The 26,853-nt window shown below is 66.7% G+C and carries 29 protein-coding genes and 1 pseudogene; 19 read left to right on the top strand and 11 right to left on the bottom strand.

Translation table 11 applies throughout. The features are described from left to right. Window positions 1-72: 72 nt before the first annotated feature. Together F0U60_RS34340 and F0U60_RS34345 are read left to right on the top strand one after the other, a co-directional pair. Window positions 73-1,320 carry a serine hydrolase domain-containing protein gene (locus F0U60_RS34340; RefSeq protein WP_395806279.1) on the top strand — a complete coding sequence of 416 codons (1,248 nt, stop codon included), beginning with the start codon at window positions 73-75 and terminating at the stop codon, window positions 1,318-1,320. A gap of 25 nt (window positions 1,321-1,345) precedes the next feature. Continuing rightward, window positions 1,346-1,504 (top strand): hypothetical protein, encoded by a 159-nt coding sequence (locus F0U60_RS34345; protein WP_395806280.1) that lies wholly within the window; start codon window positions 1,346-1,348, stop codon window positions 1,502-1,504. Between the two features lie 111 nt (window positions 1,505-1,615). Here F0U60_RS34345 and F0U60_RS34350 read toward each other — a convergent pair whose 3' ends face one another. Then, a complete protein-coding gene (locus tag F0U60_RS34350) occupies window positions 1,616-2,251 on the bottom strand; it encodes a LysE family translocator (RefSeq protein WP_395806281.1) in 636 nt (211 codons plus the stop codon). Between the two features lie 122 nt (window positions 2,252-2,373). Between F0U60_RS34350 and F0U60_RS34355 the strand changes: the two genes are divergently transcribed. Then, entirely contained in the window at window positions 2,374-3,324 is a 951-nt protein-coding gene (locus F0U60_RS34355) for a helix-turn-helix transcriptional regulator (RefSeq protein WP_395806282.1), read from the top strand. Between the two features lie 8 nt (window positions 3,325-3,332). Here F0U60_RS34355 and F0U60_RS34360 read toward each other — a convergent pair whose 3' ends face one another. Further along, window positions 3,333-4,019: an SDR family NAD(P)-dependent oxidoreductase gene (locus F0U60_RS34360; protein ID WP_395806283.1), complete on the bottom strand. Its 687-nt coding sequence runs from the start codon at window positions 4,017-4,019 to the stop codon at window positions 3,333-3,335. A gap of 121 nt (window positions 4,020-4,140) precedes the next feature. On the opposite strand from F0U60_RS34360, the gene F0U60_RS34365 reads away from it, so the two are divergent. Both F0U60_RS34365 and F0U60_RS34370 read left to right on the top strand, forming a co-directional pair. Continuing rightward, window positions 4,141-4,860 (top strand): hypothetical protein, encoded by a 720-nt coding sequence (locus tag F0U60_RS34365; protein ID WP_395806284.1) that lies wholly within the window; start codon window positions 4,141-4,143, stop codon window positions 4,858-4,860. A 163-nt stretch (window positions 4,861-5,023) separates the two neighbouring features. Beyond that, complete coding sequence (locus tag F0U60_RS34370; RefSeq protein ID WP_395806285.1) at window positions 5,024-5,809, top strand: hypothetical protein; 786 nt, start codon at window positions 5,024-5,026, stop codon at window positions 5,807-5,809. A gap of 291 nt (window positions 5,810-6,100) precedes the next feature. Here the strand turns inward: F0U60_RS34370 and F0U60_RS34375 are convergent, their stop codons facing one another. The 4 genes from F0U60_RS34375 to F0U60_RS34390 form a co-directional block, all read right to left on the bottom strand. Beyond that, window positions 6,101-6,817, bottom strand: a complete 717-nt coding sequence (locus F0U60_RS34375) for an immunity 52 family protein (protein ID WP_395806286.1) — start codon at window positions 6,815-6,817, stop codon at window positions 6,101-6,103. Window positions 6,818-6,884: 67 nt separating this feature from the next. Continuing rightward, window positions 6,885-7,619: an immunity 52 family protein gene (locus F0U60_RS34380; RefSeq protein ID WP_395806287.1), complete on the bottom strand. Its 735-nt coding sequence runs from the start codon at window positions 7,617-7,619 to the stop codon at window positions 6,885-6,887. Between the two features lie 12 nt (window positions 7,620-7,631). Beyond that, window positions 7,632-9,350 carry a Tox-REase-5 domain-containing protein gene (locus F0U60_RS34385; RefSeq protein WP_395806288.1) on the bottom strand — a complete coding sequence of 573 codons (1,719 nt, stop codon included), beginning with the start codon at window positions 9,348-9,350 and terminating at the stop codon, window positions 7,632-7,634. A gap of 512 nt (window positions 9,351-9,862) precedes the next feature. Continuing rightward, window positions 9,863-10,840: a LysR family transcriptional regulator gene (locus F0U60_RS34390; RefSeq protein WP_395806289.1), complete on the bottom strand. Its 978-nt coding sequence runs from the start codon at window positions 10,838-10,840 to the stop codon at window positions 9,863-9,865. 75 nt (window positions 10,841-10,915) lie between these two features. Between F0U60_RS34390 and F0U60_RS34395 the strand changes: the two genes are divergently transcribed. Together F0U60_RS34395 and F0U60_RS34400 are read left to right on the top strand one after the other, a co-directional pair. Beyond that, complete coding sequence (locus F0U60_RS34395; RefSeq protein WP_395806290.1) at window positions 10,916-11,221, top strand: hypothetical protein; 306 nt, start codon at window positions 10,916-10,918, stop codon at window positions 11,219-11,221. A gap of 44 nt (window positions 11,222-11,265) precedes the next feature. Then, entirely contained in the window at window positions 11,266-12,030 is a 765-nt protein-coding gene (locus F0U60_RS34400) for an SDR family NAD(P)-dependent oxidoreductase (RefSeq protein WP_395806291.1), read from the top strand. Window positions 12,031-12,089: 59 nt separating this feature from the next. Here F0U60_RS34400 and F0U60_RS34405 read toward each other — a convergent pair whose 3' ends face one another. Continuing rightward, on the bottom strand, window positions 12,090-12,788 hold the full coding sequence (locus F0U60_RS34405; RefSeq protein ID WP_395806292.1) for a glutathione S-transferase N-terminal domain-containing protein: 699 nt from the start codon (window positions 12,786-12,788) through the stop codon (window positions 12,090-12,092). Window positions 12,789-12,934: 146 nt separating this feature from the next. Here F0U60_RS34405 and F0U60_RS34410 point away from each other — a divergent pair, with 146 nt between their 5' ends. From F0U60_RS34410 to F0U60_RS34420, 3 genes are all read left to right on the top strand, one after another. Beyond that, entirely contained in the window at window positions 12,935-13,612 is a 678-nt protein-coding gene (locus F0U60_RS34410; protein WP_395806293.1) for a TetR/AcrR family transcriptional regulator, read from the top strand. 74 nt (window positions 13,613-13,686) lie between these two features. Then, a complete protein-coding gene (locus F0U60_RS34415) occupies window positions 13,687-14,316 on the top strand; it encodes a LysE family translocator (RefSeq protein ID WP_395806294.1) in 630 nt (209 codons plus the stop codon). A gap of 63 nt (window positions 14,317-14,379) precedes the next feature. Then, complete coding sequence (locus F0U60_RS34420) at window positions 14,380-15,024, top strand: glutathione S-transferase family protein (protein WP_395806295.1); 645 nt, start codon at window positions 14,380-14,382, stop codon at window positions 15,022-15,024. 34 nt (window positions 15,025-15,058) lie between these two features. Here F0U60_RS34420 and F0U60_RS34425 read toward each other — a convergent pair whose 3' ends face one another. Next, entirely contained in the window at window positions 15,059-16,243 is a 1,185-nt protein-coding gene (locus tag F0U60_RS34425) for a leucine-rich repeat domain-containing protein (protein WP_395806296.1), read from the bottom strand. Window positions 16,244-16,283: 40 nt separating this feature from the next. Here F0U60_RS34425 and F0U60_RS34430 point away from each other — a divergent pair, with 40 nt between their 5' ends. Further along, window positions 16,284-17,180 (top strand): class I SAM-dependent methyltransferase, encoded by an 897-nt coding sequence (locus tag F0U60_RS34430; protein ID WP_395806297.1) that lies wholly within the window; start codon window positions 16,284-16,286, stop codon window positions 17,178-17,180. Here the strand turns inward: F0U60_RS34430 and F0U60_RS34435 are convergent. Beyond that, window positions 17,177-18,790 carry a cytochrome c family protein gene (locus F0U60_RS34435; protein WP_395806298.1) on the bottom strand — a complete coding sequence of 538 codons (1,614 nt, stop codon included), beginning with the start codon at window positions 18,788-18,790 and terminating at the stop codon, window positions 17,177-17,179. The genes F0U60_RS34430 and F0U60_RS34435 overlap by 4 nt on opposite strands. Before the next feature lie 13 nt (window positions 18,791-18,803). Continuing rightward, a complete protein-coding gene (locus F0U60_RS34440; protein ID WP_395806299.1) occupies window positions 18,804-20,498 on the bottom strand; it encodes a hypothetical protein in 1,695 nt (564 codons plus the stop codon). A 285-nt stretch (window positions 20,499-20,783) separates the two neighbouring features. Here F0U60_RS34440 and F0U60_RS34445 point away from each other — a divergent pair, with 285 nt between their 5' ends. From F0U60_RS34445 to F0U60_RS34480, 8 genes and pseudogenes are all read left to right on the top strand, one after another. Continuing rightward, window positions 20,784-21,152 carry an ArsR/SmtB family transcription factor gene (locus F0U60_RS34445; protein WP_395806300.1) on the top strand — a complete coding sequence of 123 codons (369 nt, stop codon included), beginning with the start codon at window positions 20,784-20,786 and terminating at the stop codon, window positions 21,150-21,152. Next, window positions 21,127-21,624, top strand: coding sequence for an SRPBCC family protein (locus tag F0U60_RS34450; RefSeq protein ID WP_395806301.1), 498 nt, complete (start codon window positions 21,127-21,129; stop codon window positions 21,622-21,624). The genes F0U60_RS34445 and F0U60_RS34450 overlap by 26 nt, the downstream gene beginning before the upstream one ends. A 160-nt stretch (window positions 21,625-21,784) precedes the next feature. After that, the gene (locus F0U60_RS34455) at window positions 21,785-21,985 is read left to right on the top strand and encodes a microviridin/marinostatin family tricyclic proteinase inhibitor (RefSeq protein ID WP_395806302.1); all 201 of its coding nucleotides are present in this window, start codon (window positions 21,785-21,787) and stop codon (window positions 21,983-21,985) included. A gap of 4 nt (window positions 21,986-21,989) precedes the next feature. Beyond that, window positions 21,990-22,304 (top strand): annotated as a pseudogene (locus tag F0U60_RS34460) (MvdC/MvdD family ATP grasp protein); the annotation flags it as partial. 121 nt (window positions 22,305-22,425) lie between these two features. Next, complete coding sequence (locus tag F0U60_RS34465; protein WP_395826029.1) at window positions 22,426-23,031, top strand: hypothetical protein; 606 nt, start codon at window positions 22,426-22,428, stop codon at window positions 23,029-23,031. After that, the gene (locus F0U60_RS34470; RefSeq protein WP_395806303.1) at window positions 23,013-23,987 is read left to right on the top strand and encodes an MvdC/MvdD family ATP grasp protein; all 975 of its coding nucleotides are present in this window, start codon (window positions 23,013-23,015) and stop codon (window positions 23,985-23,987) included. The genes F0U60_RS34465 and F0U60_RS34470 overlap by 19 nt, the downstream gene beginning before the upstream one ends. A 61-nt stretch (window positions 23,988-24,048) precedes the next feature. Continuing rightward, on the top strand, window positions 24,049-24,903 hold the full coding sequence (locus tag F0U60_RS34475; protein ID WP_395806304.1) for a class I SAM-dependent methyltransferase: 855 nt from the start codon (window positions 24,049-24,051) through the stop codon (window positions 24,901-24,903). Window positions 24,904-25,076: 173 nt separating this feature from the next. Next, a complete protein-coding gene (locus F0U60_RS34480) occupies window positions 25,077-26,099 on the top strand; it encodes a deoxyhypusine synthase family protein (RefSeq protein WP_395806305.1) in 1,023 nt (340 codons plus the stop codon). On the opposite strand, the gene F0U60_RS34485 is transcribed toward F0U60_RS34480, so the two are convergent. After that, complete coding sequence (locus F0U60_RS34485; RefSeq protein ID WP_395806306.1) at window positions 26,077-26,772, bottom strand: TetR/AcrR family transcriptional regulator; 696 nt, start codon at window positions 26,770-26,772, stop codon at window positions 26,077-26,079. The genes F0U60_RS34480 and F0U60_RS34485 overlap by 23 nt on opposite strands. Window positions 26,773-26,853: the final 81 nt, after the last annotated feature.

Below are 26,853 nucleotides of genomic sequence, written 5' to 3' on the forward strand. Positions count from 1 at the left end.
GCGCCGGAAAGGGCCGGTGTTCCATTCCACAGCCGGCACGCCGCCGGCCTTCCCAGCATCAGGAGATGGAACATGGCTGCCCTGCACCGTGGATTGTGGGTGGGTATGGCATTGCTCGCGAGCTTCATGGCCCCCGCCTGTGGACCCGAGACACCGACCGGGAGCGAGCCGGAAGTCGGTGAGCTGGAGTCCGGCGGGTCGGGACTGGAGGCGGGCCAGTCACCCCTGCCACCGCTGAATCGCGAGGCCCTGCGACAGGCCATCGCGAACCTGCCGAATGACGAGGTGACGGGCGCCCTGGTCCGCGTGAGTGGAGCGGATGGTCACTGGCTCGGCACGTCCGGCGTGGCGGACATCCACACCGGAGCGCCGATTCCCACGAACGCGCGCTTCCGCATCGGCAGCATGACGAAGGTGTTCACCGCCACCGTGGTGTTGCAGCTCGTCGCCGAGGGACGGATGGACCTGGACCAGCCCGTGCAGCACTACCTGCCGGGGCTGCTGCCGGACGGTGTCTTCAAGCCCATCACCGTGCGGCAGTTGCTCAACTACACCCACGGCCTGCCCGGCGTGCCGGTGCCGCAGAAGGACCCGGAGTGGTTCTTCGAGAACCGCTACCACCACTTCAGCCCCCACGAACTCGTCGCGCTGGCGCTCCCTGCGGGGCCCCGCTTCGACCCAGGCCAGAAGCAGGAGTACGGCAACATCGGCTACATCGTCGCCGGGCTGCTCATCGAGAAGGTGACGGGCCGTCCCTACGGCGAGGAGGTACAGGCGCGCATCCTCCGTCCGCTGCACCTGCGCGACACCTCCGTGCCCGGCAACGACGTGACGATTCCGGGGCCGCATGCCCATGGCTACGAACTCGTGCCCCCGACGGAGGAGGGCTGCCCGGACGGCGCCACCGCGTACCGCGAGCAGTGCCTGGTGGACGTCACCGAGGCCAGCCAGTCCGTGCCCTGGGCGGCGGGGGAGATGATTTCCACCACCGCGGACATGGACCGCTTCCTCGTGGCCCTCTTCCAGGGACGGCTGCTGCCGCGTGCACAGCTCAAGGAGATGTTCACCGTGCCCGACGTGTCGGACGTGAAGGGCGAACGCGCCAGCTTCGCCGCGGGGCTGGGCCGCTTCGTCGTCAACGGCATCACCTTCTGGGGGAAGAGCGGCGACAGGCACGGCTACAACAACGGCATGGGCGCCACCCGGGACTTGCGGCGGCGGCTCGTCTACTCAGTGAACACGCTCCGCATGGGGCAGGATCAGCCCCGCATCGCGGCACGCATCATCGCCGCGGCCGTGAGCGACCCGTCACAGCCGTAGCTGGGGGCTCCGGCTCTCCGAGCAGGTGTTCGACAGGAGCGGCGGGAACTCCAACGCCTACTCGGGTGCCGTCCCCGGGGATTACATGTTGGGAGTCCTCTGCGTGGTCCTGCTGGGAATGGGCGGCTTCGAGCTGTTGCTGGCGGTGAGGGCCATGGTTGAATCCGAGGAGCCTCTCGACTGATCCACCGGGCAGAGTCAGTCCCCGGAGCATGCCCAACTTCGCACATGACCTCCGCCGGCTCACCATGAGTGAGGAACCCGTCGAGCGCATTTGAACCCCTGGCCCCGCGCATCAAGCGCTGCGCCAGCCCTCCACGACAGTCAGAACAGCGGCAAACATCAAGAGACCGCCAACGAGCCGAGCGGCGGCGACATGGGCGGCGGGATTGGACTCGAGCCAACCGCGGGCCCTATCCGCGACCAGCGCGAGGGCGCCATACACGGCGGCCTGGTTGAACGCGATGATGGCGCCGAGCACCAGTGCCTGAATCCAGAGGGGCCCATACTCCGGCCGCACGAACTGGGGGAACACGGCGAGCATGAAGAGGTAGGCCTTCGGATTGAGGAGGCTGGTCAGCACACCGCGGCGGAACGTGACCGCGGGCGGGTGCTTCTCCCCGAGAGGGGCCGCGGAGAAGGCGGCGCCGCTCCTGAACAGGGAGATGCCGATCCACGCCACATACAGGGCGCCGATCCACAGCAACACGTTGAAAGCGGAAGGAACGACCTTCAGCAACACGGCGACGCCAGTGGCACCGGCTACCACGTGACAGACACCACCAGCGATGATCCCCACCACGGCCGACAGCCCCGCTTTGCGGCCACCCGTGAGGGAGCTGGCGAGGACAAACGCCATGTCGAGGCCGGGAAGGATGACGACCCCGAACACCAGGACGAAGAACAACCACAGATGAGCGGTCTGCTGCATGAAGAGGAACTCCCGAAAATGAGCTGACCCGACCCCCACGCGGACGCGGCGGGCCTGGTGACGGAAGCACGGTAGGAGGAATATAGGGCGGAATCGGCCCTCATTCGAACCAGGTCCCTCCCATGTCCCGTCCCACGACCCGCGTGCTCACCGTGCTCGAGCTGCTGCAGACCCATGGCCGGATGAGCGGCGCGGAGCTGGCGAGGCGGCTAGAGGTCGATCGCCGGACGGTGCGCCGCTACATCGCCATGCTGGAGGAGCTGGGCATCCCCCTCACCGCCGAGCGCGGACGCGATGGCGCGTACATGCTCGTGGCCGGCTTCAAGCTGCCGCCGATGATGTTCACAGAGGACGAGGCCCTGGCCCTTTCAGTCGGACTACTCGCGGCGAGAGGACTGGGGCTCGCGGAGGCGGCACCCGCCGTGGCCAGTGCACAAGCCAAGCTCGAGCGGGTGATGCCAGCCGGTCTGAAACGGCGCGTGCGCGCCGTGGACGAGACGGTAGCGCTCGACCTGGCCCGCTCCACGGCGCCTGGAGACAACGCCGCACTGGTCGCGCTGAGCGCCGCGTCCCAGGCCCAGCGACGCGTGCGGCTGCGCTATCGCGCGGCGGAGCACGAGGAGACCGAGCGCGACTTCGACCCCTATGGGCTCGCCTGGCGAGCAGGGCGCTGGTACGCAGTGGGTGTCTGCCACCTGCGCAACGGGCTGCGCTCGTTCCGGCTGGACCGGGTGCGGTCCGTGCAGCCGTTGGAGGTGAGCTTCTCCCGCCCGGAGGGATTCGACGCGCTCGAGCACCTGACGCGCTCGGTGGCGACACTGCCACGCGCGTATGCCATCGAGGTGCTACTCGAAACGGACCTCGAGACCGCGCGACGTGGAGTGTTTCCCGCATTCGGCGTGCTGGAGCAGGTGGACGGGGGCGTGCTGCTGCGAGGCCAGAGCGATGACCTCGGCTGGTTCGCGCGAGAGCTGGCGCGGCTGCCCTTCCCCTTCAGAATCAAACAGCCGGACGCCTTGCGCGAGGAGCTCGCGGCGTGCGCCCGGCGATTACTCCAGAGGAGTCGATCATGAAGGTCTCCTCAGAACTTCTCCGTCGCGGGGCGCAGGTCCAACTCCTGTGTCCACGCCGACGGCTCCTGGCGGTGGAGCTGCCAGTACGTCTCCGCGATGGCGTCCGGCGATAGCATCGTCGATGCCTCATGGCCGATCGTCCCATCGATGATCACATGGGCGACGTGGATGCCCCGAGGCCCCATCTCCCGCGCAAGGGATTGGGCCAGCGCCCTCAGGCCGAACTTGCCCACCGCGAATGCCGCGAACCGCGCCCCGCCGCGCAGCGAAGCCGTGGCCCCCGTGAACAGCAACGTGCCCCTTCCGCGCGCCAGCATCGCCGGCACCACCTCTCGCGCCGTGTGGAAGGCTCCCATGCAGCCGATCCTCCACGAGGACTCGAACTGCTCTGGCGTCAGCTCCAGGAGCCCCGCCATCGCGAACGCCCCCGCGTTGTAGATGCACACCTGCGGCTCGCCGAGCTCCTGGCGCAGCCTCGTGAAGGCCGACGCCAGGGAGGCCGCGTCTGTCGCATCCGCGGGGTAGATGCCCGCACGTGCGCCTGTCTTCGTGAGCGCCTGCTGTACCGGGAGCAGGCTCGACTCACTCCGGGCAAACAGGCCCACTGCGTAGCCCTCCCGCGCGAAGCGACGCGCCAGCGCCGCGCCCAGGCCCGGGCCCGCTCCCACCACTGCCGCTACCTTCGATGTATCCATGGCCCCTGGCGTAGTGGGCGCGGGGTTTTCTCGCCAGGGGACCGGAAGGCCTTTGTCGGGACGCGGATATCCAGGTGCCGCTCCTCGCCCAGAGACGCCAGGCAGGGTTACAGTCCCGCGAATGGCCTCCAAGATTTCCGACACATGGCAGGTGCTACCGCATGGTCCCCTCGAACAGCTCGCCGAGAACCTCTGGCGCGTCGAGGGATCGCTGAAAGGCATGTCGCTCAAGCGAGTGATGACGGTCGCGCGCTTGAGGGACGGCGCCCTCGTCATCCACAGTGCCATCGCCCTCGCCGAGCAGGAGCAGCGCAAGCTCGAAGCCCTGGGCACGCCCTCGGTGCTCCTCGTTCCCAACCGGGCGCACCGACTCGACGCGCCCGCCTACAAGAAGCGCTATCCCGCCCTGCGCGTGCTCGCTCCCCGGGGGGGTCGCAAGGGAGTTGAGGAGGTCGTGCCCGTCGACGGCACGTACGAGGACTTCCCGGGCGACGACACGGTCCGGCTCGAGACGCTGAAGGGCGTGGGTGACGAGGAGGGGGTGATGCTCGTGCGTTCGAGCGACGGGACGACGGTGGTGCTGAACGACGTGGTCTTCAACATGGACCGGAAGAAAGACCCGCTCGGCTGGCTTTTCACCACAGTGCTGGGCTCGGCACCCGGACCGCGTGTCTCCCGCCTGTCGAAGCTCCTGTTCGTCAAGGACCGGAAGGCACTCCGAGCCGAGTTGGAGCGATTCGCGGCGATTCCGGACCTCGTCCGACTCATCGTCGCGCACGAGAAGGTCGCGAGCGGCGGTGAGGCGGCCAGCGCCTTGCGGCGGGCCGCGACGTATCTGTAGGACCCCGGAAAGACCACTCACGCATCGACGCGCCGGCCGTCCCGAGCTTGGCACTTGTGGAGTAGGCCAGCCCGGAGCCACCATGCACCTCCTGGAGCGAGGGCCCCCTCGATGCGAAGGAGGGCTCCGGGCCTTGAGTGCTTGGGGCTTGTGAGGAGCACGCGTGGACGAGAACGACGAGTCGAACTGGGAGGAAGTGGAGCGGTTGGGGTCATACCAGTTGCGCGAGCAGGTGCCGCTGGACGAGCCCAGCCAGGGCGAGCTCTTCCGGGCCAAGAACGAGACGAGCGGGGCGACGGCCCTGCTGTTCAAGCCCGCTAAAAAGGACGGCACGGAGCCGCTGACGGACTGGCGGGTGAGCTGCGTGAGTTCGGCCTCGCTGGGTTACCTGGCGCTGGAGGTGGAGCAGACGCCCTGGTCCGTGGCCCCCGACAAGCAGTCCACGGAGACGCTGCTGTGCACGTTGGAGGATGTGCTCGCTGGAGTGCGACGCATGTCCCAGGCCGTTTCCTCCAACGACCCTCGTCAATGGCGGCACCTGGGATGGGTGATGGCGGGCGTCGCCAGCGCGTGCGTTCTGGGCTTCGCTCTGGTGCACATGGACTTCGCGTCCCCACCCACGAGCGAGCCGGATTCCGTGGCGAGCGCTCCAGCGCCCTGGGAACACGAGGCCCCTACGGACACCGTGGCGTCGGATTCGTTCACCAGCAGCCTCGGGGACACCACGCCCCCGGGACTCCCCTTTCTCGCCCGACCCCTGCCTCGCGAGCCTTTCAAGGGACAGAAACGTCCCCCCTGCACGCGCTACACGGAGGTTGAGTTGGTGGGCGCCTGCTGGATGCCTCACGAGCTGAAGGCACCGTGCCCGGATGCGCTCTTCGAGCACCAGGGCAAGTGCTACGCGCCCACCTTCAGCGCCAAGTCGCCGCCTCAGTCGGTCGGGCAGTGAGTCTGGTACGTGCAACCGCCTCTCGCCGGGCCAAGCCCGGCGAGAGCACCGCCCGACGCCGGAGTCGCGGCATGGCCCTCAGTTCGCGATCCAGCAGACCCAGTTATTGGAGGGGACATCCTGGCAGTAGCACTCGCCCGGGGCGCCGCTGGCCCACCGGCAGACCCTGACACTGTCCGGAGTGCAGCTCCACCACTAGAGCCACAGGCCCTTGGCACCGACTCGCACGGCCCACAGGTCTCCTTCGGCCAGCGAGGGATCTCCCTTTGAGCTGCCTGTAACCGCCGCCGATCAGCCCCGCTCACCAACCCGCCTGAGCAATCCTGCCTCCGCAAGCACCTGCTGAACACGGCGGCCGAGCACCAGGTGATTGGCATTAGCCGCTTCCAACTGCTCAGGAGTGAGAACGACGAGCGAGCCCTTGTCCTCCACGAGCTCGACCTGTACCGGCTCCGGCAAGGTTGGCACCTCCCCCCATTGTCTCGAGTAGTATGTCAGCCAACCTACGAAAGTGCCGGGAAGCTCCGTCTCCGAGACCTGCTCTCGAAAACTCCGAGGAGTAACGACCGCCCAGTCCGGCTCCCAGGCCAACACCATGGCCCTCACCACTCTAGAGAGCACAGGAAGCCTCACCAGCTCGTTGATGCCCGGTGGCTCAGAGGGAAAGTAGAGCTGTGCAAGATTCGTAACCCTCTCGCCGCCCTCGCCGCACCCAAGCAGGACCATTCCGCCCTGGTTGCCTGGGTGGCCCGTCCAGGCGCTAAAGCTGAAGCCGTCATCCCCGGATTGGTACTTCTTCTCGCTAAAGAAGCGCACGAATGTCTCGCGCGTGGGCTCGAAATGGAGCTGGAGCGCCTTCTTGCGTGAGCTTGCCTTCTCGTACCAGCGGCCGTAGTCGGAGTGACACCCCGACAACAGACTGAAGAAGGTCGCCGCGCGTTGTGCGCACTCCTCTGCCGACTCCCGGCGACCACCCCAGTATGCAGCGGCATAGTAAACATCACTCATGCGTGGCAGGCCTCAACAATGGACTGCGAGCGCCGACGCCAGTACGCCGTGGCCGAGCAGCTCTCTCTCATGGGCGCACGACAGGCGGCCGCTCGACCACCCGCTTGAGCAATCCTCGTTCGTCGAGCAGCTTCTGGACGCTCCAGGCGAGGGCCACGTGCTCAGGGTTGCTCGGGCTGAGACGCTCGGGCGTGAGGATGACGAGGGTGCCCTTGTCTCCTACCGGCTCCACCCGCACAGGCGCGGGAAGGACAGGCACCTCCCCCCGAGCGCGTGAGAAGTACGTCATCCACCCGAGGAAGCAACCGATCCGACTGCCGCCGGAGAGTTGCTCCCACAATCCATCCGCGGTCGCGAGGGCCCAGTCCGGTTCCCAGGCGACAGCCATGGCACGCATGACACCAGCGAGTACCGACGCAGTGAGCATGCGCTCGTGGCCCAATTCCTCATGCGGGAATTGGACGCGCACCACGTTGGACGAAAACTCGGCCTTTGAGCCACAGTGGAACGTGATTGCGCCACCCTGGTCCTGCTCGACGTGCCCCGTCCAGGCGCCGAAGCGAAACCCGTCATTCCCGCTCTGGTACTTCTTCCGGCCGAAGAACTCCACGAAGGTCTCGCGCGTGGGAGCGAAGCCGAGTTGCAGCGCATTCCGGGTCGAGTTGTTCTTCTCGTACCAGCGGGCATAGCTTGGGTGACACTCCGCGAGGAGGCGAAAGAAAGTCTCCGCGCGCCGAGCGCACGCCTCGGCCCCTTCCGGACGCCGCCCCCAATAAGCTCCAGCTCCATAGGATTCACTCATGCGCGGCGCCCCTCACAGTACGGGCTGCGTGTAGACGACTTCGACTGCCTGAAGGTCATTCAGGTCGAACCACTTCCTGAGCACGGCCACCATTCGTGGCTCTGCGACGTGCCAGAGAAGCGGCCGCCCTCCAGCTACCCGAAGCTGCCGTTGTGCTTGCGCGACCATGTCATCCAACCCTTCGTAGTTGAATCTAGGGTTAAGGTCCTCGTCGAACCACTTCGCGTATTCGCGTGCCTTGGCCTCGAGCAGAGTGCCCGTCTTCGGATCGTAACCGTCGTAGTTCACGCATTCACCGTCCCGACAGACCTTGTAGGCCCACCGCTTCGGGGCGCCCGTCACCTGAGCCTGGTAGGCCCGGGCCTGCTCGGACATGTTGGAGGTGTCCTCCACCCACTGCCCGGGCCCGCCTATCGGAGGCCACCCACCACCGCCACCTGGGCCCTGAGCGCTGGTGTTCGCCATGTGCAGAACGTAGGTGGCACTCAGCGCGTTGCCTGCTACTGCGACAACACCTCCCACTGGCACCGCCACCAGACGCACCGCCAGGCGGCCGTCACCCGAGAGCGACAGCAGCGGCACCGTCATGCTCCCGAGATTCCCGCTCCACGATGCCGCCTTCGCAGCCCCCGCCCCCGAGGTGCCCACCGTCAGGACCATCCCGGTCGCTAGCCGGGAGACGGTCCGCACCTTCTCCGCATGAGGCTTGTGGCGGAACTCCTCCCACTGCTGCGGCGAATTCTCGTAGAGCTGCCGCACGGCACCTGGGAGTTGTGCCAGTCCCTCCAGCGTTTCCCCCGTGTAGAAGACGAGCCGGTAGAGGCCCTCCACCATATCCACCACCGCCAGCACGGCACCCTCGGCCACCGCGAGCCCGGGATTGTCGTCCGGCTCGTAGATGCCCACCGGACGGGCCCCCTTCGGCACCTCGAGCTTTTCGTTCGCGGGAAAGAGATATCCGCCGTCGATTGCGTAGAACGGGCCTACCTCGAAGCCGGCGGCTCGCAGCGTCCCATCCCTGGCCAGTGCCACCACTCCCGCCTTCTGAATCGCAACGCCCGTGGTGGGCCTCGCCAGGTATCCGTCCGGGCGCAGCACGAGCACGTTTGAGAAGCGCCGCATCCGCGCGTGCAGCTCGTCGCGGGACACCGGAGCTCCACCCGTAGCGACCTCCAGGAGCAGGTGCGCCGCCATGCGGCGCAGCCCGAAGTTGCCCAACGTCACCGGCGTGGAGAGCAGGTGCGGCACCAGCGCCAACGCCTGCTGGGGCGACAGCGTCCTCCCGTCTCCGGGCACCGCGGTAATGGGCACCCCGGCGTGCACGAGGAACCCCTGGAAGTAGTCGAGGGTCATGGGCACCTCGAAGGGCCGACCGTCGCCCACCCCATCCGGCCACCCAACACCCGTGCCCTCCAGTTCCTCCTGCTCGTCCCCCTTGCTCGCGCGGAGTGTCGACCCTCGGTGCCGGCCTGCTACTCCGTCACCCTCTACAGCGCGGACCTCCACCTCGACGCCTTGAATGTCCTCCGCGTCGGTGGCAGCGGCCTTCAGGCCCTCGGTGGGAGCATGCGGCCTCTCTCCGGCCGCCCTACCCCTGCTGCCTTGCTCCTCTGCGCCAGAGCTCACCCGCCGAGCATGTCCCCGGTGGCGCGCGCCTCCTGTCAGCGTCCCGCCCATGGGGTAGCCCGCGGCACATGCTACCTGCAGCACGGCGACCAGGAGCGCCAGCACGGTCGACCCCCACCGCCGTGTCCACCGCGAACTCCACCGAGCTCCGAGCTGTGTACCACCACCCGCCCCCACCTCAGGACTCCGGTACTCCTTCGCCATGGCGCTGGCCTTTCCCCCAGGTAGAACAACTCTGAAGGATAGGCTGCGGACAGCCAACCCTACAGGGAGTGAGAAGGGGCCGCACGTGGAGGCCCCCGCGCATCACACCAGCTCGACGAAGTTCGGGCTTAAGCAGGAGAGCATCCAGCCGTCAAAGAACTGGTTCCGACACCTCGTCCCCCCGAGTTGTCTGACATTTGCGGAGGGACCTGGCTCATTTATCTCTGCCCGCCCCTAAGAGTGCGTTGAACTGCTCCTCTGCTCCTCTCAGGCGCAAATCTCAGATCCAACACATTGGGTACATGAGTTTGACCACCTTCTGGAACGATTCCTTTGACACCTTCTACGGACGACACTCGAGAACGAGACGCGCTGGTCTCGGGAGGAGCACTCGAATGGGTCGGCAGCTTCGGTCACCCTGCCCGTATGGGACCTCCGCGCGCGCGCCCACGTGTGCCCCGGGCTCGCGGGGCATCCGTCCTGAAGCGCGGATGGTGCGTGCGCAGTAGATCGAGGAACGCGGCGAGCGCGGGCTCTGGGTCCTCGGCTCGGGTGGCCACGGACCACTCGAGCCACAGGCCCTTGGCGCCGACTCGCACGGCCCACAGGTCCCCTTCGGCCAACGAGGGCTCCGCGGCCCACCTCGGCATGACGGTGATGCCCAGGTTGCCGCGCGCCATCTCCATGGCAACCCCTCCCGTCATGGGAATATGGGTCACCTTGCGCGGCGTCACATGGCCCGCTTCCGCGAGCGCGCGGCCCAGGAGCGTGTCGCTCCTCAAGGCGCCATCGTCCACCCACAGGTGCTCTCCCGCGAACTCGCGCGCGTGGACCTCGCTCAGCCCGAACCAGGAATGCTCACGTCCCACCAGCGCGACGAGCTCGTCCCTGAACAAGGGAGCAAGCCGGATGTGTGGACCCGGCCGCTTCGCTCCGGCCACGAGCGCCACATCGAGCTTCCGCTCCTCGAGCCACTCCCAGGGTGACTCGGACGCTTCCGACACCACGGTGACCTCCATGTCGGGCCAGGTCCTCGCGAAGGTCTTCAGCAGCTCCGGAAGCCAGCGGTAGGACTGATGGCACACCGTGGCGACCCGGATGGTGCCGCTCGCACCGCGCAGCAGCGTCCGCGTCTCCGACTCCGCGCGCACCAGCTCGCTCAGCACTGAGTGTGCGGCATCGGTGAGGCGTCGGCCCGCGGCGTTCAGGGCGAGGCGCCTCCATTGCCGGTGGAAGAGCGGGCCCCCGAGGCGCTCCTCCAGCTCCCGCAGCTGCTGGCTCAGCGCCGAGGGAGACAGGTGCAGCCTGCGCGCGGCCGCGTTCAGGGTCCCCACCTCGTCAATCGCGGTGAGCAGGAGCAGGTGCCGGGTCTCGACGGAAGGGGTCGTCATGCATTCAGTATGGCTTAACAACTTCTCCGAAACAACGCGTTCGACTGAATCGACCCGAGTCGCCATCTTGAGGCCATGAACATCCGAATCCTGCCGCTGTTGCTTGCTCTCGTCGCCTCGGGGTGCGCGGGAAGCACGCACTCCCGCCTGACCGGGGTCCATCCGTCGAGCACCTCGAACGTCGAAGCACACCCGGTCGACCACCTCGCCATCCGCTCGCTCATCGAGCGGTTCTTGGACGCGACCAACTCCGACCAGCTCGTGAAGCAGGACGGACAGCGGCGGTTCGCGCGACACACCTTCCACCTGCGCTACGAGGATGACGTCGCCGTCCCCGAGCGGCTCCTCGGCATCACCGCGCCGTCGCTGTCCGGCCGATGAGCCGTGCGCGGCTCATTCAAACCCAACTCAAACGGAGAGACATCATGATGAAGGAAACACGTGTAGCACTCATCACGGGGAGCAGCTCGGGAATGGGGCGCGCCATCGCGCTCCGGCTGGGACTGGCGGGCTGGACGGTCGGGCTGGTGGCCCGCCGCCGCGAGCGCCTGGAGCAACTCGCAGAGGAAATCCGGCGAGGCGGCGGACAGGCGCACGTGCTGGCGGGTGACCTCCGCGCACCCGACTTCGCGGCGCGAGCGCTGGAGGAGCTGGTGGGGCGCGCCGGGCGCCTGGACCTGCTGGTGAACAACGCGGGTGCCCCGGCGGGGGCGGGCGAAGGCGTTGCCACCGACGCCCAGTTCGACGACGCCTTCGCGCTCAACGTTCGCTCGGCCTATCGGCTCTCACACCTCGCGCTGCCGCACCTGCGCACCACGAAGGGCTCCATCGTGAACGTGAGCTCCGCCGGTGTCGCGAGGAACGTCCCCATCGACCTCGTGTACCTCGCGAGCAAGGGAGCCCTCGAGACGCTCGGACGCGGGATGGCCAAGAAGTGGGCTCCCCTCGGAGTGCGCGTGAACACCGTTGCTCCTGGAATCGTGCCCACGGAGATCTTCGAGGTCGCGGGGTATCCTCCAGAGACCGTTCACGTGCAGGTCGCCGAGGCCAGGAAGGCCATGCAGCCACTCCCGCACCCGGGGGAGCCCCGGGATGTGGCCGCCGCGGTGGCCTTCCTGGCGTCGGAGGAGGCGGCCTTCATCACGGGCGCCACGCTCCACGTCGACGGGGGCATGGCGCTCGGAGGGTAGGCACGCGTGGGCGGCAGTCACAGAAGCATGCGCGAAACGCTCGCCCTCAGAAGCCCAGCTCAGGCCTTTCGTGCACGCTGGTTGAACGCCCACTTGCGCGCCTCGTCATCCATGGAGCCGCGCAGCTCCGCCCCCACCGCACAGCCCTTGACCACTGCTGGCCGGGCCCCCACTTCCTCGAACCAGCGCTTCAGGTTGGGAAAATCGGCGAGTGACTGCCCCACCGCCTCGGCGTGGATGATCCACGGGAACGCCGCCATATCCGCAATCGAATAGTCACCCGCGAGGAACGGGACCTCACCCAGCCGGATGTCCATGACACCGTAGAGGCGGTTCACCTCGTCGGTGTAACGCTGGATGGCATACGGCAGCTTCTCCACCGCGAAGGCGCTGAAGTGGTGCTGCTGTCCCGACATCGGGCCCAGCCCTCCAACCTGCCAGAACAGCCACTCGTTCACGGACACGCGCTGGCGCATCTCCCGCGGGTAGAACCTGCCCGTCTTGTCTCCCAGATATTGGAGGATCGCCCCCGACTCGAAGATCGAGATGGGCCTTCCGTCTGGTCCCTGGGGATCGACGATGGCGGGGACCCGGTTGTTGGGCGAGAGCCTGAGGAACTCCGGCTTGAACTGCTCTCCCCTGGCGATGTTCACGAAGCGCAGCTCGTAGGGGAGGCCACACTCCTCGAGCATGATGGTGATCTTCTTGGGGTTGGCGGTCGGGTAGAAGAACAACTCGATCGGCGCATCCGTACGCATGTCTGCTCCTCCAGCGGTACACACCGGACATGGGCTCGATTTGAACCCACTGGTTCATAATTTCGGACCCGCTGGTTTCGCAACCCGGACGTTCATCGGATTGAACCCGTTCGTGCAACCCGAAGGGCCGTGGCTATGATGAAGGGGTGGCTGGAGCGAGAAAGACAGGCGCGTCGAAACGAGCGGCCTCACATGGGCGCATCGACAAGCGGGAGGCGATCCTGGAGGCCGCCTTCACCGTGTTCGCCCGGCAGGGCTACGCCCAGGCCTGCGTGAACGAGATCGCGGCCGAGGCCGGCGTTGCCAAGCCGACCGTCTACAACCACCTCACCGACAAGGCGAACCTGTTCCGCCACGCGATGGAGGCCGCCGCCGAGCGCGCGCTGGCAGCGGACCTGGCTGCCATCGAGCGGCTCGCCGATCGCGGCAATGACGACCTACGTGCGGCACTGGAGGATGTGGGCTACCGGCTGCTCCGCGCCCACGACGACGCACGGGCCTGGGCGCTGCGGCGGCTGCTCTACGCCGAGATTGTCCGGGACCCGGAGCTGCTCGACATCGTCCGAGGGCGTGGGGCGAATCGTGTGACGGAGTCCCTGGCCGACCGGCTTGCGAGACTCTCGCTTGCCGGCCTCCTGCGCGTGCGTGAGCCGGTCGAGGCCGCCGAGCAGCTTCTCGCCTTGCTCACCGGTCCACTCGAGTCGCGCTCCCGGCTGGGCACCCGGCACGTTCCCGACACCGAGCTGCGCGGCCTGGCCCGGGCCGCGGTCAACACCTTCCTCCTCGCTTTTGGCGCGAGCCCTGAACAGGCCCACGCCCCCTGAAACTCTCATGCGCTCCGGGCAGGTCTCGAGTCCCCACGGGAAGACCTGACGACGGAGTGTGATACAGCCTCGCCATGCTCGACCTGACGACCTCGATGGTCTTCCTGGCCGCGACGCTCGCGCTCAACGTGACGCCCGGCCCCGACATGCTCTACGTGGTGGCCCGCAGCGTGAGCGAGGGCCGCAAGGCGGGTATCGTCTCCGCGCTGGGCATCGCGGCCGGATGCCTCGTGCACACCTTCGCCATCGCCGCCGGGCTCTCGGGGCTGCTCATGGCCGTACCGCTCGCGTTCGAGGTGGTGAAGCTCACCGGCGCGGCCTACCTGCTCTACCTCGGCGTGCGCACGCTCGTCAGCCGCGACACCACGCTGGCCGCCCCCACCGTCGAGCGCGCCCGCCTGTGGGCCATCTTCCGCCAGGGCGTCGTCACCAACGTGCTCAACCCCAAGGTGGCCCTGTTCTTCCTCGCCTTCCTCCCTCAATTCGTGGACCCGAAGCGCGGCCCCGTGTCGGCGCAGCTCGTCCTGCTCGGGTTCCTCTTCAATGCCTCGGGCACGCTGGTGAACACGGTGGTGGCGCTCGTGTCGAGCCGGGCCGGTCAGTGGACGAAGCGCCACGTGGGCTCGTCCACCCTCTTCAAGCGCGCCACGGGGCTGGTGTTCGTGGGGCTCGGGCTGCGGCTCGCCCTGCTTGAGCGGAAGTAGTCGCCGTCCCCTCGCTCGCATAACCTGGGCAGGGTCCGTAAGACGCGTCCAAGGAGGAGCTCCGTGCTCAAACTGCACCACCTCGTGAACTCCCGTTCGCAGCGCATCCTCTGGCTCCTGGAGGAGTTGGGGCTCGACTACGAGCTCGTCGTCTACCCCCGCGACCCGAAGACGGGCTTCGCGCCTCCCGAGCTCAAGGCCATCCATCCGCTCGGCAAGTCCCCGCTCCTCGCGGACGACGGACGGGTGATCGCCGAGTCCGGTGCCATCATCGACTACCTGGTGCGCCGCCATGGCAAGGGCCGGCTCGCGCCCGCTCCGGACTCGGCCGAGTACGACGACTATGTGCATTGGCTGCACTACGCCGAGGGCTCGGCCATGCTGCCCCTCATGCTCAACCTGTACGTGGGACGTCTGGGCGAGGCGGGAGCGCCGATCATGCCTCGCATCTCCGGCGAGGTGAAGAACCACTTCGGCTACATCTCGGGAGCGCTCGCCGGGCGGGACTACCTGGTGGGCAACGACTTCAGCGCCGCCGACATCCAGATGAGCTTCGTGCTGGAAGCGGCGCGGCTCACGGGCGCCCAGGAAGTCTTTCAATCCCTTCCCAACCTCGGCGCCTATCTCGAGCGGTTGCACGCCCGCCCCGCCTATCAGCGCGCCCTTCAGCGTGGCAGGCTCGGCGACCGCGGCCAGGGCAAGAGCTGACGGCTCACGCGCGCCCCTGCTGGCTGGGCGGCCGTCACAGGTACACCGTACATCCGCGCCGCTCGAGTCGCTCGAGCCACTCGGGGGGTGACGACAGCTTGTTCCACCGCAGATCGAGCTTCTCGAGGTTCGGCAGCGCTCCGATGCTCGAGGGGAGTGAACGCAGCAGGTTGCCCCTCAAGTCGAGGTATGCAAGGTGGGTCAACCCGCCCAGCGACTCGGGGAGCGCCCCCAGCCTGTTGTTCCGCAAGTCGAGCTCCGAGAGGCGGGAGAGGCCTCCGAGCGACTCCGGGAGAGACGTCAATCGGTTGTTCTCCAGGCTGAGCTTCCTCAAACGCGTCAGCCCACCGATGGACCCGGGGAGCGAAACCAAGACGTTGTTCTTCAGGTGGAGCTCCTTGAGGTTCGCGAGCTGGCCCAGCGAGTCAGGGAGCACCTCCAATTGGTTGTTGTACAAGCGGAGCTCCGCGAGCGCCTCCATCCCGCCCAGGGTTTCGGGGAGGGTCCGCAGCTTGTTGTCCGTGGCATTGAGATACCGCAGCACCTTCAGCTTCCCGAGTGACGCAGGCAGAGACGTCAACCGGTTGTCGCTGAGGTAGAGGTAACCCGAGAGACCGGTCAGCTTGCCGAGCGACTCGGGCAGGTGGGTCAACGCATTGTGACCCAGGTCCAGCATTCGTAACCTCGACAGCTCCCCGATGCCGGAGGACAGGGACGCGAGCTGGTTCTCCGAGAGGTCCAGCGTCTCGAGGCCTGTCAGGCGCCAGAGCGACTCGGGCACCGACGTCAGGAGGTTCTTTCCCAACCGCAGGTCCTTGAGCCCCCGCAGACGGCAGAGACTCTCCGGAACGGCCGTGAGCCGGTTGCCACGCGCGTCCAACCTCTCGAGGCGCGCCAGTCGCTCGAGGGCCGAAGGAAGGGAGGTGAGCTGATTGCCGTCCACGAAGAGCTGCTCGAGCTCGGCCAATTGGCCAAGCGACTCAGGGAGCGACGCGAGCTGATTGTCATCGGCCATGAGCCGCGTGAGGCGCGTCAGGCGGCCGATGCTCTCCGGGAGAGAGGAGAGCTGGTTTCCTGTCACGTCGAGCTGATGAAGCTCGGTGAGCGCAGCGATGGATTCGGGAAGGACCGTCAGACCGTGGCCTCGAAGCGACAAGGCGGGTCCGGTGCCGCTCTCCGTGTTCTGAATCAGGGCAGCGAGGTCGTCTGGGCTTGTCATGAGGCGTATGTACCACCGCGGGCAGGTAGAGTGGCCGAGCATGAGTGACCGCAAAGAGCGAATCGAGGCGTTCTACCGTTTCCTCTGGCCATTCCTCGCGGCCGACAAGTCGGAGTACGCGTACCTGGATGAGGCACCGGGCGGGCGCCCGGCGTCAGAGTTCCTGGGTGAGATTCCGGCACGGCGGGGCATCGGTGCTGGCTCTCGGCTCGTCGACGTCGGCTGCGGCAAGGGCAAGCAGTTGGTCGAGCTGGGCAAGCGCCTGGGCTGCGACCTCATCGGGGTGGACCCGCTCGAGCAGAACCTGGAGCTCGCCGCCGAGCGGGTCTGGAAGGAGTCGCTGCAGCAGCGGGTGACCCTCCGGAAGGGGTCTATCGAGAAGCTTCCCCTCGAAGACGCCTCGGTAGACTTCGTCTGGTGCCTCGACATGTTCAACCATGTCGAGGACATCGAAGGGGCGATCGCGGAGTGCGCCCGCGTCCTCAAGCCAGGCGGTTCGATGATGAACTGCAGCGCCGTGGGGTCGGATCTGCTCGAGCCACGCGAGGCGCGGCGGGTCACGGACCGCCTCGGCATCAACCTCGACACGCTCTCGCAGGAGCGGATGGCCGCCGCCTTCCAGGCCGTTGGGTTGCGCATCGTCGAGTACGGCACGACGACGGACGAGGGCTCGCCGTTCCTGGAGGTATTCGATGACGACATGGCCCGCCACGCGCTCCGGTTCGGCAAGATGCGCCGGTCGCGCTCGCGAATGACCGCGCGGCTGGGGCAGGAAGCCTTCGACATCCTCTCCGCCTATGACGAGTGGAACATCTTCCTGCTGCTCGGGAAGACCACCTACGGCGTCTGGGTCCTGGAGCGTGTCCGATCCCACAGCCAACAGGAGGAAGAGGCCGGGAGCCCACCCGGCTCCCGACCTCCTCCTCCTGGCACCTAGCGAAGGATTCGCCGCATCGTCGGTGGGAACACCACCTTCTGCGGTTTGCCTGGCGCGGCGCTTCTGAGCTTCAGCGGCTTGCCGGGTGGCGGCGGCGCACTCGCCAGCCCGTAGACGAAGCTGAAGTCAGAAGCCCACCCCGAATCCCCGGCGATACTCGCGTTCCTGTGACAGTTGATACAGTTGCTCGCATTGTCCGGAGACCCTGTCTGGATATACGTCTCCATCGTCGTGTTCGCGATGGGGATGTTGATGGACGGAGTCGCACCGGCGAAGGGCAGCGGAACCTTGACCGGCTTCGTGGGATTCGGACTCGGAGCCGTGGACCAGAGCGTGTTCACCAGCACGTAGTTCTTCCAGACGGAGTCCGGGTAGTTCTGGGCGATCGCCGTCTGGACGGTCTGGTTGGCGTCCTTAGCGGTCGACTCGATGGGTGTCACCCGAGTCACCTGGATGGGGACTGGAGCCGGGCAGCCGCCGCCAAGCCAGTAGGGGGGCGGCTCGTTCGGCGTACAGCCCACCGTGACCGAGGTGCCGCCGTCCACCGAGCAGGACTTGTCCAGCTCGATCGTTCGTGGCTTGCACTGGGGATCGTAGAAGTTCCAGCTCGTTGTCCCGGCGTCCGCGCCCTGGTCGGGCGCGTTGTTCACATGCTCGAAGGTCGCCCATACCCAGGTGCGCTGGGTGGCCGTCTTGTGGATGATGTGCAGGCCCACCAGCGCCACCGTGGTAGCCCGGCATTTCTGGGTCGTCGGCTCCACCACCACCGCCTGGGAAAGCTTGTACGCCTTCCACCGGCTGTCCTCGGGATTGGGCACCTCCATCCATGCCGCCTTCAGCTCGAGAGCGCCAATCGTATTCGGCTGCCATGAGCCCATCGGGTTCACGATGGGGCTCCCCGCGCCCCCATCCACCAGGGCCAGTTGGTTGGCCGCGTTGTAGAGCCCCGCGTCCACGATATACGTGTATTCAGGCTCGCTGATCCGGACCTCGTACCAGACGTTGGTGCCATGACTGGCGCCCAGCCACGCGGGGAGATCGCGAGGGAACGCCTGATTGCCGCTCCCCGAGGAGAACTGGGTCTCGAACTTCGAGACCACGTTCAGCGCCAGCATCGTTCTGGCCTGCTCCGGACTGACGTTCGCCTCGGCCAGACAGTCCTCGGAGATCCTCGACGGTGTGCCCCACGGAGGCGGCGTCCCGCCGTCCGGCAGGAAGAGCTGCTCGGTGCTCATGAACGTCTGCCATTGAACCGCCCCGAGATCGCCGGGCGAGCCGAAGAAGGCATCCGACGTTCCACCATCCGGCAGGATGGCGGCGGCCGGCCAGTTCAGGGAGATGAACTCCGACCAGGCGAAGCAGTTCGCGTCGAGCTGGCTGGTCACACGGCTCACATCTGGCGGGATGTTGGGACCGAACTGGATGTTCTGGGTGCCGCTGCACGAAAACCGCGGGGCGGGGGCGCTGGCCGGGGAGGCCGTGGCCACCGGAGGCTCCGTCCTGGCCTCGGTGCCCGCCGGCTCCTGAATGGACGGACGGCTGACGCAGGCCCCGAGAGCGAGGAGCCCCGGGAGCATCAGACGCCCGAGCGGGCTGGGAAGTGGGAGCATGGGTGTGTTCTCCCTAACCAGCGACGACGTTGAGCGCGGCGGGGAACGCGATGGGGGACTCGGCCTGGTTGATCCAGACGCCCCGGAGCCCGAGCGCCGCGTTGGCGCTCACGCTCACCAGCAGCTCGAGCGCCTGCGCCTCATCCGGGTAGGTATTGCCCGGCACGGCGTACTTCACCGTCCTCATGTCCTTCACCGTGACGGAGATGCCCTCCCCGAAGGAGACGGTGGGCAAGGTGGTCCCCGGGACGGAGGCGGTCAGCACGAGGGGGATGTCCGACTGCCCCTGCTTCACGATCGGCGCGATCAGGGTGCTGTTGCTGGCCAGGTTCATCGCCGTGCCCATCACGTTGGGTACCGGGGTGTTGATGAGGGCGTTGAACACGTTGGCGTGGAAGAGTTGCAACGGCGTGGGCAGCGCCGGCGTCCGGTCACCCTGGCAGTTCCTGACGGGCGCGGCCGCCTGCGCGGGAATCGCCATGCCGGTGATCTGCATGAGGAAGGTCTGGGCGACCTGGCCGCCCCACTGAATCCTCTTACCGTTGATGGTGATGTCCGAGACCGTCCAGGTCTTGCCCGGAGGGGCCTGGAAGGTGGCATGCAGGATGTAGTTGCCGGGGAGCTGGGTGCCATCCACCGTCAGCGTCTGGGTGCCGCGCACGATGGTCCAGCAGGCCGCCGGATCCGTGCCATCCGGCGTCTTGTAGTTGGAGCCGGCGAAGTCCGGCAGTTGGATGTACAGGCCCGGGGGATTGGCCAGGGTGGCCCGCATGGGAGGATCAGCGGGGTTTGGCGACGTGACGAGCTGATTCACGCTCTGGCCGATATGCGGATCACTGTTGCGTTGAGGCTGACCATATTGCGCACAACAGATGAGCGTCTCCGCATCGGAGTTGCCGCACGTGCGCGGGGCCGTCGACAGGGCGCCCAGGCCGATCTCCGTCTGGAGCGTATTGGGCGTGCTGGTCAGGTGCATGGCTCCCCCTTGCGTGCTGGTCGACACGGGGCCGCTGTTCCACTTGTTCAAGGGGTTGTAGGCCGGCCGCCCGGTCGATGGATCGATCACGGGCTGACCGGTGGTCGGATCCTTCAACTCCAGGTCCTGGAGCTGGATCTGCGGCTTGTTCAGGGTCCGCTGATACAATTCCAGCACCTTGAGCGGATCAATCATCCAGAGTGAATTCATGTACTCCGGGTTCTCGCAGGTGAAGTCGATCCGGACGATGTTGTTGTTGCTGTCGCGCTCGACACTCCACTCGCAGTACTCATCCTGCCATCCACGGGGACCGAACGGGCCATAAGCGCTCCTATCTCCCGAGCAGGGATTGATGATCTGGGGCAGGTCCGCGAACGGAATGCCCTCGCGGGTCTTCCCAGTGTCCGCCAGCCAGAGCAGTTCTTCGTCGGAAAGGATCATTCCCGCGACGTTGGCCTTTCCGCCGCCGTTCTTGCCGTAGTAGTAGCTGAGACGTCCGGGAAAGGCGTTCCACTGGATCTGCGCGTAGATGCCCCCCGTCGTATCGGCGGTCGTCGGATTGAAGTAGTAGGTGTTGTCAGCCGATTCGGTGGTCGCCCAGGGGCTCCCGACGATTCCCTGGTTCGTGAAGCCCGTGAGGTTGGTCGTCCACTGCTGGTTCAAGGCGCTCTGCTTCTGCTCATCATTGGGAAAGTCGATTTGATTCGCCGGAGTAATGAATTGCTTCGCCATGTGTGGCTCCTGGGGGCGGGGAAATCGCTACGAGTCGTCGGGTGCTGACTCGGCCAGAGTCTCACCCCTAGTGAACAAAACAAGAGACCACCAACACCCAGAGTGTTAGTTAATCCACGCAACCACGAGCGCGGCCAGCAGGTCCACGGAGCACGTTGGGCGGCAAGGCTCAGGGGTTCCCCCAAGCAGGTGCGGAGATGGCGAGCGTGGCACCCGAGGCCTGGAGCTTGACCCACAAGAATCAGACGTATATATCCAAGTAGCTATATATCTAAGAGGTAATGCATGGTCGCCCATTCTGAGGGACAGCTCGATCAAGTCTTCGCCGCGCTCGCCGATCCAACGCGGCGGGCGATCCTCGCGCGGCTCGCCCGAGGAGAGGCCACGGTGAATGAACTGGTGGCACCGTTCCAGCTCAGCCAGCCCACCATCTCGAAACATCTGAAGGTGCTCGAGCGCGCGGGGCTCGTCTCACGGGGCCGCGACGCCCAGTTCCGCCCCGTGCGCCTCAACGCGGCGCCGCTCGCGGAGGCCGCCCAATGGCTCGGCGACTACCGCCGCTTCTGGGAGGAGAGCTTCGACCAGCTCGACGAGTACGTGAAGGACCTGATGCAAAAGGAGAAGGACCATGACCACAGCCGCAAGCGCAAATGAGTCGATCGCCGATCGCGAGGTCGTCATCACCCGCGTGTTCGAGGCCCCGGCCCGCATTCTGTTCGAGGCGTACAGCAAGCCCGAGCACATCAAGCGGTGGTTCGGCCCAAGAGGCTGGCCGGTCACGCTGTGCGAGATGGACTTCCGGAAGGGAGGACGGTTCCGCTTCCAGATGACGGGGCCGAACGGCCAGAAGAACACGCCCTTTGGGGGCGAGTACCTCGAGATCGTCCCGAACCGGAAGATCGTCTACGACAACGGCTTCGAGTCGCCTGGCGCCGAGAAGATGATCGTCACCGTCACCTTCGACGAGCAGGGCGGAAAGACGACGCTCACCATGCACACCCTGTTCGCCTCGGTGGCGATGAAGAACGCGCACGTGGGCGGTGGCTTCGTGCAAGGTACCGGGTCTGGCTTTGATCAGCTCGAGGAGCTGGCCGCGGAGCTGCGCGCCAAGGAGATTGCCTCCTGAGGCGGTCAGTGCCTCGTATGGACGCTGAGCGCCGGCGCCAGGACTCCGTGCAGCAGGCGGGCAAACGGGCGGCGCTCGTGGCTCGCCTGCCGTGACATCTCTCCGCTCGGGACTCGGTCTCCAGTGACCGCCTGATCAACGGGTGGCAGGGAGGTTGGAGATGAAGAAGGACAAGAAGAACAAACAGGACACATCCCAGCAGAAGGGCAAGAGGCCGTTCTTCGCACGCCTGCTGGAGGCCCAGGAGCTCGAGAAGGTCGCCGGTGGTGCTCCGATGCAGACCATGAAGTACCCCTCTGACTCGGACGAAGAGATCCCCATCACCAAGAAGTTCCCCTCGGATTGCGCGGACTCCTACTGACCCCATGCGCCCCGCTCGCGACACCGTCCTGCTCCTCACCCACGCCGGCGACTACTACACGGTTGACCGGATCGCGGAGGAGGTGTTGCGGCGGGGAGCACGGGCCCTGCGTCTCAACGCGGAGACCTTCCCGACGGAGCTGGAGCTGACGTCGGCGCTGGATAGTGACGGGGACGAGGTGACCCTTCGCACGGCCGACGGAGAGGTGCGCGGCGAGCAGGTCCGCGCGGTGTGGCTGCGCCGGCTGCTGCCCCCTCGGCTCGATGCGGCGCTGGAGCCCAGCTGGCGCGAGGGCTGCCTGCGTGAATCCCAGGCCGCGCTCCAGGGCTTTCTCGATGGGCTGGAGGCGGCCGGCTGCCGTTTCGTCAACCCGTTCCGGGCCGACAGGGCCGCCCAGGACAAGCTGCACCAGCTCCGGCGGGCCCGCGCCCTGGGGCTGGGTGCCTCGCACCCTGGTAACCAACGACGCGGCCCGGGTGCGAGCCTTCTTCGAGCACGTCCACGGCCACATGGTGGCCAAGATGCTGACGCCCCTGAGTCAGTCCATGCAGGGCGGGCAGCCTTTCGTCTACACGAGCGCCATCGGTCCCGAGGACCTGGAGGAGCTCGAGGGGCTGCACCACAGCCCCATGGTGTTCCAGGAGCGACTCGAGAAGGCCCGCGAGCTGCGCGTGGCCGTGGTGGGCGGACAGTGCTTCGTCGGAGCCATCGATGCCTCGCGCTCGGTGGCGGGACAGGTGGACTGGAGGCGGTCCAGGCCGGACGAGTGTCCTTGGGAGCCCGGTGAGCTGCCGGCGGAGGTGGCCACCCGGCTGGTGCGCCTGGTCGCCGCCCTGGGGCTCGTGTACGGAGCCGCGGACTTCATCGTCACACCCGAGGGACGGCACGTCTTCCTCGAGGTCAACCCCGCGGGCGAGTGGGGAATGCTCGAGCATGACCTGGACCTGCCCATCGCCGCCGCCTTCGCCGAGGTGCTCACGGCGGAGAGCGGCTCGTCCCCGACTCGTCCCCCTCCTCCGGAGCGCGCATGGCTGTTCTCCTCGTGACGCACACTCGGGACAACGAAGCCGTTCGTGCGGTCACCCACGTCCTGGAGGCGCGCGGCGAGCGCGTATACCGGTTCGACACGGACTTGTTCCCCACGCACCTCCAGCTCTTGCTTGACGAGGCAGCCAGGGGGCGACTCTCCGGACCCGAAGGCGTGCTCGAGCTCGCCGAGATCTCCTCCGTCTGGTACCGCCGCAACGCGACGGCCCAGCGCCTTCCCCCGGACATGGAGCCGCAGCTGCGCCAGCCCTCTGTAGAGGAGAGCCGGCGCCTGGTGTACGGCATGCTGGCGGCACTCGACGTCTTCCAACTGGATGCGGTGGAGCGGGTGCGGCGAGCGGGGCACAAGCCGCTGCAACTCGCGCTGGCCCGCGACCTGGGGCTGGAGGTGCCCCGCACGTTGATGACCAACGACCCGGAGGCGGTGCGCACCTTCGCGGCGAGCTGCCCGGGTGGCGTGGTGACGAAGATGATGTCGTCCTTCGCCGTCCACGACGCCCAGGGGGAGGAGCTGGTGGTCTTCACCACGCCGCTGAGCGCGGAGGCGCTGGAAGAGCTGGAGGGGTTGGAGCTGTGCCCGATGACCTTCCAGGAGCGCCTGGCCAAGGCGCTGGAGCTGCGGGTGACAGTGGTGGGAGACCGGGTGATGGCGGCGGCCATCGACTCGCAGGCGCTGCCTGGAGCCCGCGAGGACTGGCGCCGGGAGGGCGTGGCACTCCTCGATGCATGGCGGCCCTACACGCTGCCCGAGCCGGTGCACACCCGCGTGCTGAAGCTGATGGACGCGCTGGGGCTCAACTATGGAGCGTTCGACTTCATCGTCACCCCCGAGGGGCGCCACGTCTTCCTCGAGGTGAACCCCTCGGGCGAGTTCATGTGGCTCACGCGCTACCCAGGGCTGCCCATCGCCGAGGCGCTGGCGGATGTGCTCTCCGGACAGGGGGTGCGCCGGTAGGCGCTCCACGCGGGTCTTGCCCACCAGCGACAGGGACATGCTCGAAGGATTCGCTCATTCCATGAACTTCGTGGACACTCCACTCCCCATGAGTGACTCCATCGCACTGAACAAGGCCAACTGGGACGAGCGCGCTGTGTTGCATGCGGCGTCGAAGGGGTACGACACCGCGTCCTTCGTCGCGGACCCGCGGCATCTTTCCGGTGTCGTGCGTTTCGATCTTCCGCGCCTGGGGAACATCGCCGGCGCGCGTGGTGTGCACCTGCAATGCCATATCGGGACTGACACCCTCTCTCTGTCGCGATTGGGCGCGCACATGACGGGGCTCGATTTCTCACCCGGGGCGATCGCGCAAGCACGCTTGCTTGCTCAGCGCTGTGGCGCCCAGGTGGAGTTCGTCGAGGCGGATGTGTACGACGCAGCCCAGGTGCTTTCCCCTGGTTCGTTCGACCTGGTCTACACCGGGATCGGTGCGCTGTGCTGGTTGCCCAGCATCGACCGATGGGCCCGGACGGTCTCCGAGCTGCTGAAGCCGGGCGGGCGGCTGTTCATCCGCGAAGGGCACCCGATTCTGTGGGCGGTGAACGAGAAGCATCGCGATGCACTGGTCATCGAGTATCCCTACTTCGAACGCAAGGAACCCACCGTCTGGGACAGCAACACCACCTATGTGGAGACCGAGGGCTCGCTGACAGCGACGGTCACCCACGAGTGGAACCATGGCCTGGGCGAGATAGTGACCGCGCTCCTGACCCATGGCCTGGACATCACCGCACTGGTGGAGCACGACAGCGTTCCTTGGGAGGCATTGCCCGGCCAGATGAGCAGCTCTCCCGATGGCGAATGGCGCCTGGACAAGGACGCCTGGCGCCTCCCGCTCAGCTACACCCTGCAGGCGATGAAGCGCCGTGACTGACCTTGTCCTACGCCACGGGTATTGACACGGTTCCACCTGTTCGTTACCTACCCGCTCAGCCATTCGACGCTCCGATGGCGGCGCGACTGAACGTCGTTGCCGTAGGGCGTCCTCGGATGGCGTTTGACTGATTGGCGTCATCCGAGTCTTGACCCCGTCTTAGGAGGCAGACCGTGTCTGATGCCAAGCTCCCCGTTCTCGATTTCGTTCTGAGCAATTACAAGAACTTCAACGCACGCGCGACGCGCGACGCGCTCCTCGCGTACTGGCGCCACATTTCAGCAGGCGGGCGGATGTTCTGGGCCGTCGCCGGTGCGATGTCGTCTGCCCAGTTGGGGATTACGCTCGCTCCCGCCATTCGCGCTGGCTTGATTCATGGCCTCTCGGTCACGGGGGCCAACCTCGAGGAGTCGCTCTTTCGGCTCGTCGCGCATCACAGCTACAAGGACTTCCCCGATTATCGCTACTTCACCAAGGGGGATGATACGAAGATCCTCGCCGACCGGATGCGCCGGGTCACCGACACCAGCATTCCCGAAGACGAGGCGTTCCGAGCGGTTGAGAAGATTGTCGTGCCCATGTGGCAGCGGGCGACCGCGAACGGTGAGCGGCGCTTCTGGCACGAGTACTTCTACGAGGTGATCCAGGCCATTGAGCCTGGAGCGTACGAGGGAGACCCCGAGGCCTGCTGGCTCCTCGCGGCGGCGCGTGCACGACTGCCCATCGTTGTGCCGGGCTACGAGGACTCCACCTTTGGGAACATCTTCGCCTCGTACGTCAAGACGGGTGAGTGCCACGCCAGCATCGTGAAGTCCGGCATCGAGTACATGGCGGACTTCTACGACCGTTACCAGGAACTCTCGGTGGGCGCTGGCATCGGGTTCTTCCAGATTGGTGGCGGCATCGCCGGTGACTTCCCCATCTGTGTCGTGCCGTCGATCAAGTATGACCTCGCCCAGCCCGTGAAGCCGTGGGCGTACTTCTGTCAGATCAGCGATTCGACGACCTCGTACGGTTCGTACTCCGGAGCGACTCCCAACGAGAAGATCACGTGGGACAAGCTCACAGAGACGACGCCGATGTTCGTCATCGAGTCCGATGCGACGATCGTCGCGCCGCTCGTGCTCCGCGCGCTCCTCGAATGCAAACTCCACCCCGCCGAGGCGGAGGCACTCATCGCCCGACACGGTGGTTAGCGTAGGGAAGTGAGGCGTTGGTCGCCGCGAACTCCCTCCCCCCTGGCTCCGGGAGCGGGAGCAGTCCGCGGACGACCAACTCGGTCAGAGCATCCAGCGCGCGGTCGACCGACAGGCTGCCGGGACGGTAGAAGGCAGCTGCGTGCGTCGAAGCCTCGATCGCATGCTGCAACACGAACATGGCTGCCTCGAAGTCCGGGAGTGCTCGTAGCTCCGCGCTGCGTTCCTCGAGGAAGCTCGCGAACAGCGCCATGGCCCTGCCGCTGACGTCGTGCACGAGCTGGCGACGCTTGGTGATATCCACGTGCTCGACGAGCTCGCGGTGAAGGGCCGGGTGGATGCCCGGGGGGTGGACCAGCGCATCGAACATCGCCCGCAGCGCAACAGGCAGGGGCTCCAGCGCGTTCTCGGCCAGCGCACGCCGGACCGCATCGTACGTCGTATTCGCAACCCGCTCGATGAGTGCGCCGACGATCGCCTCCTTCCCCGCGAAGTAGCGGTACACGAGCGCGACATTCACTCCGGCACGCGCGGCGATGCGGTTCGTCGTCGCCCGAGCGAAGCCCTCGTCACGTAGCACCATCTCTGCCGCAGTCAGAATCGCTTCGACGCTCGCGCGCGCGCGCTCCTGACGCGGGGCCACGCGGCGCTTCGTGCGATCCCGAGGAGGCATGCATCCGACGATAACTGGGGGCGCAAGGGGTGTCCAACGGCCATGGCCGACAATCAGGCCGCGGTGGACGCCCCCTCCGGA

This window comes from Archangium minus (genome assembly GCF_044360475.1).
GTDB classification, from domain to species: Bacteria; Myxococcota; Myxococcia; order Myxococcales; family Myxococcaceae; genus Archangium; species Archangium minus.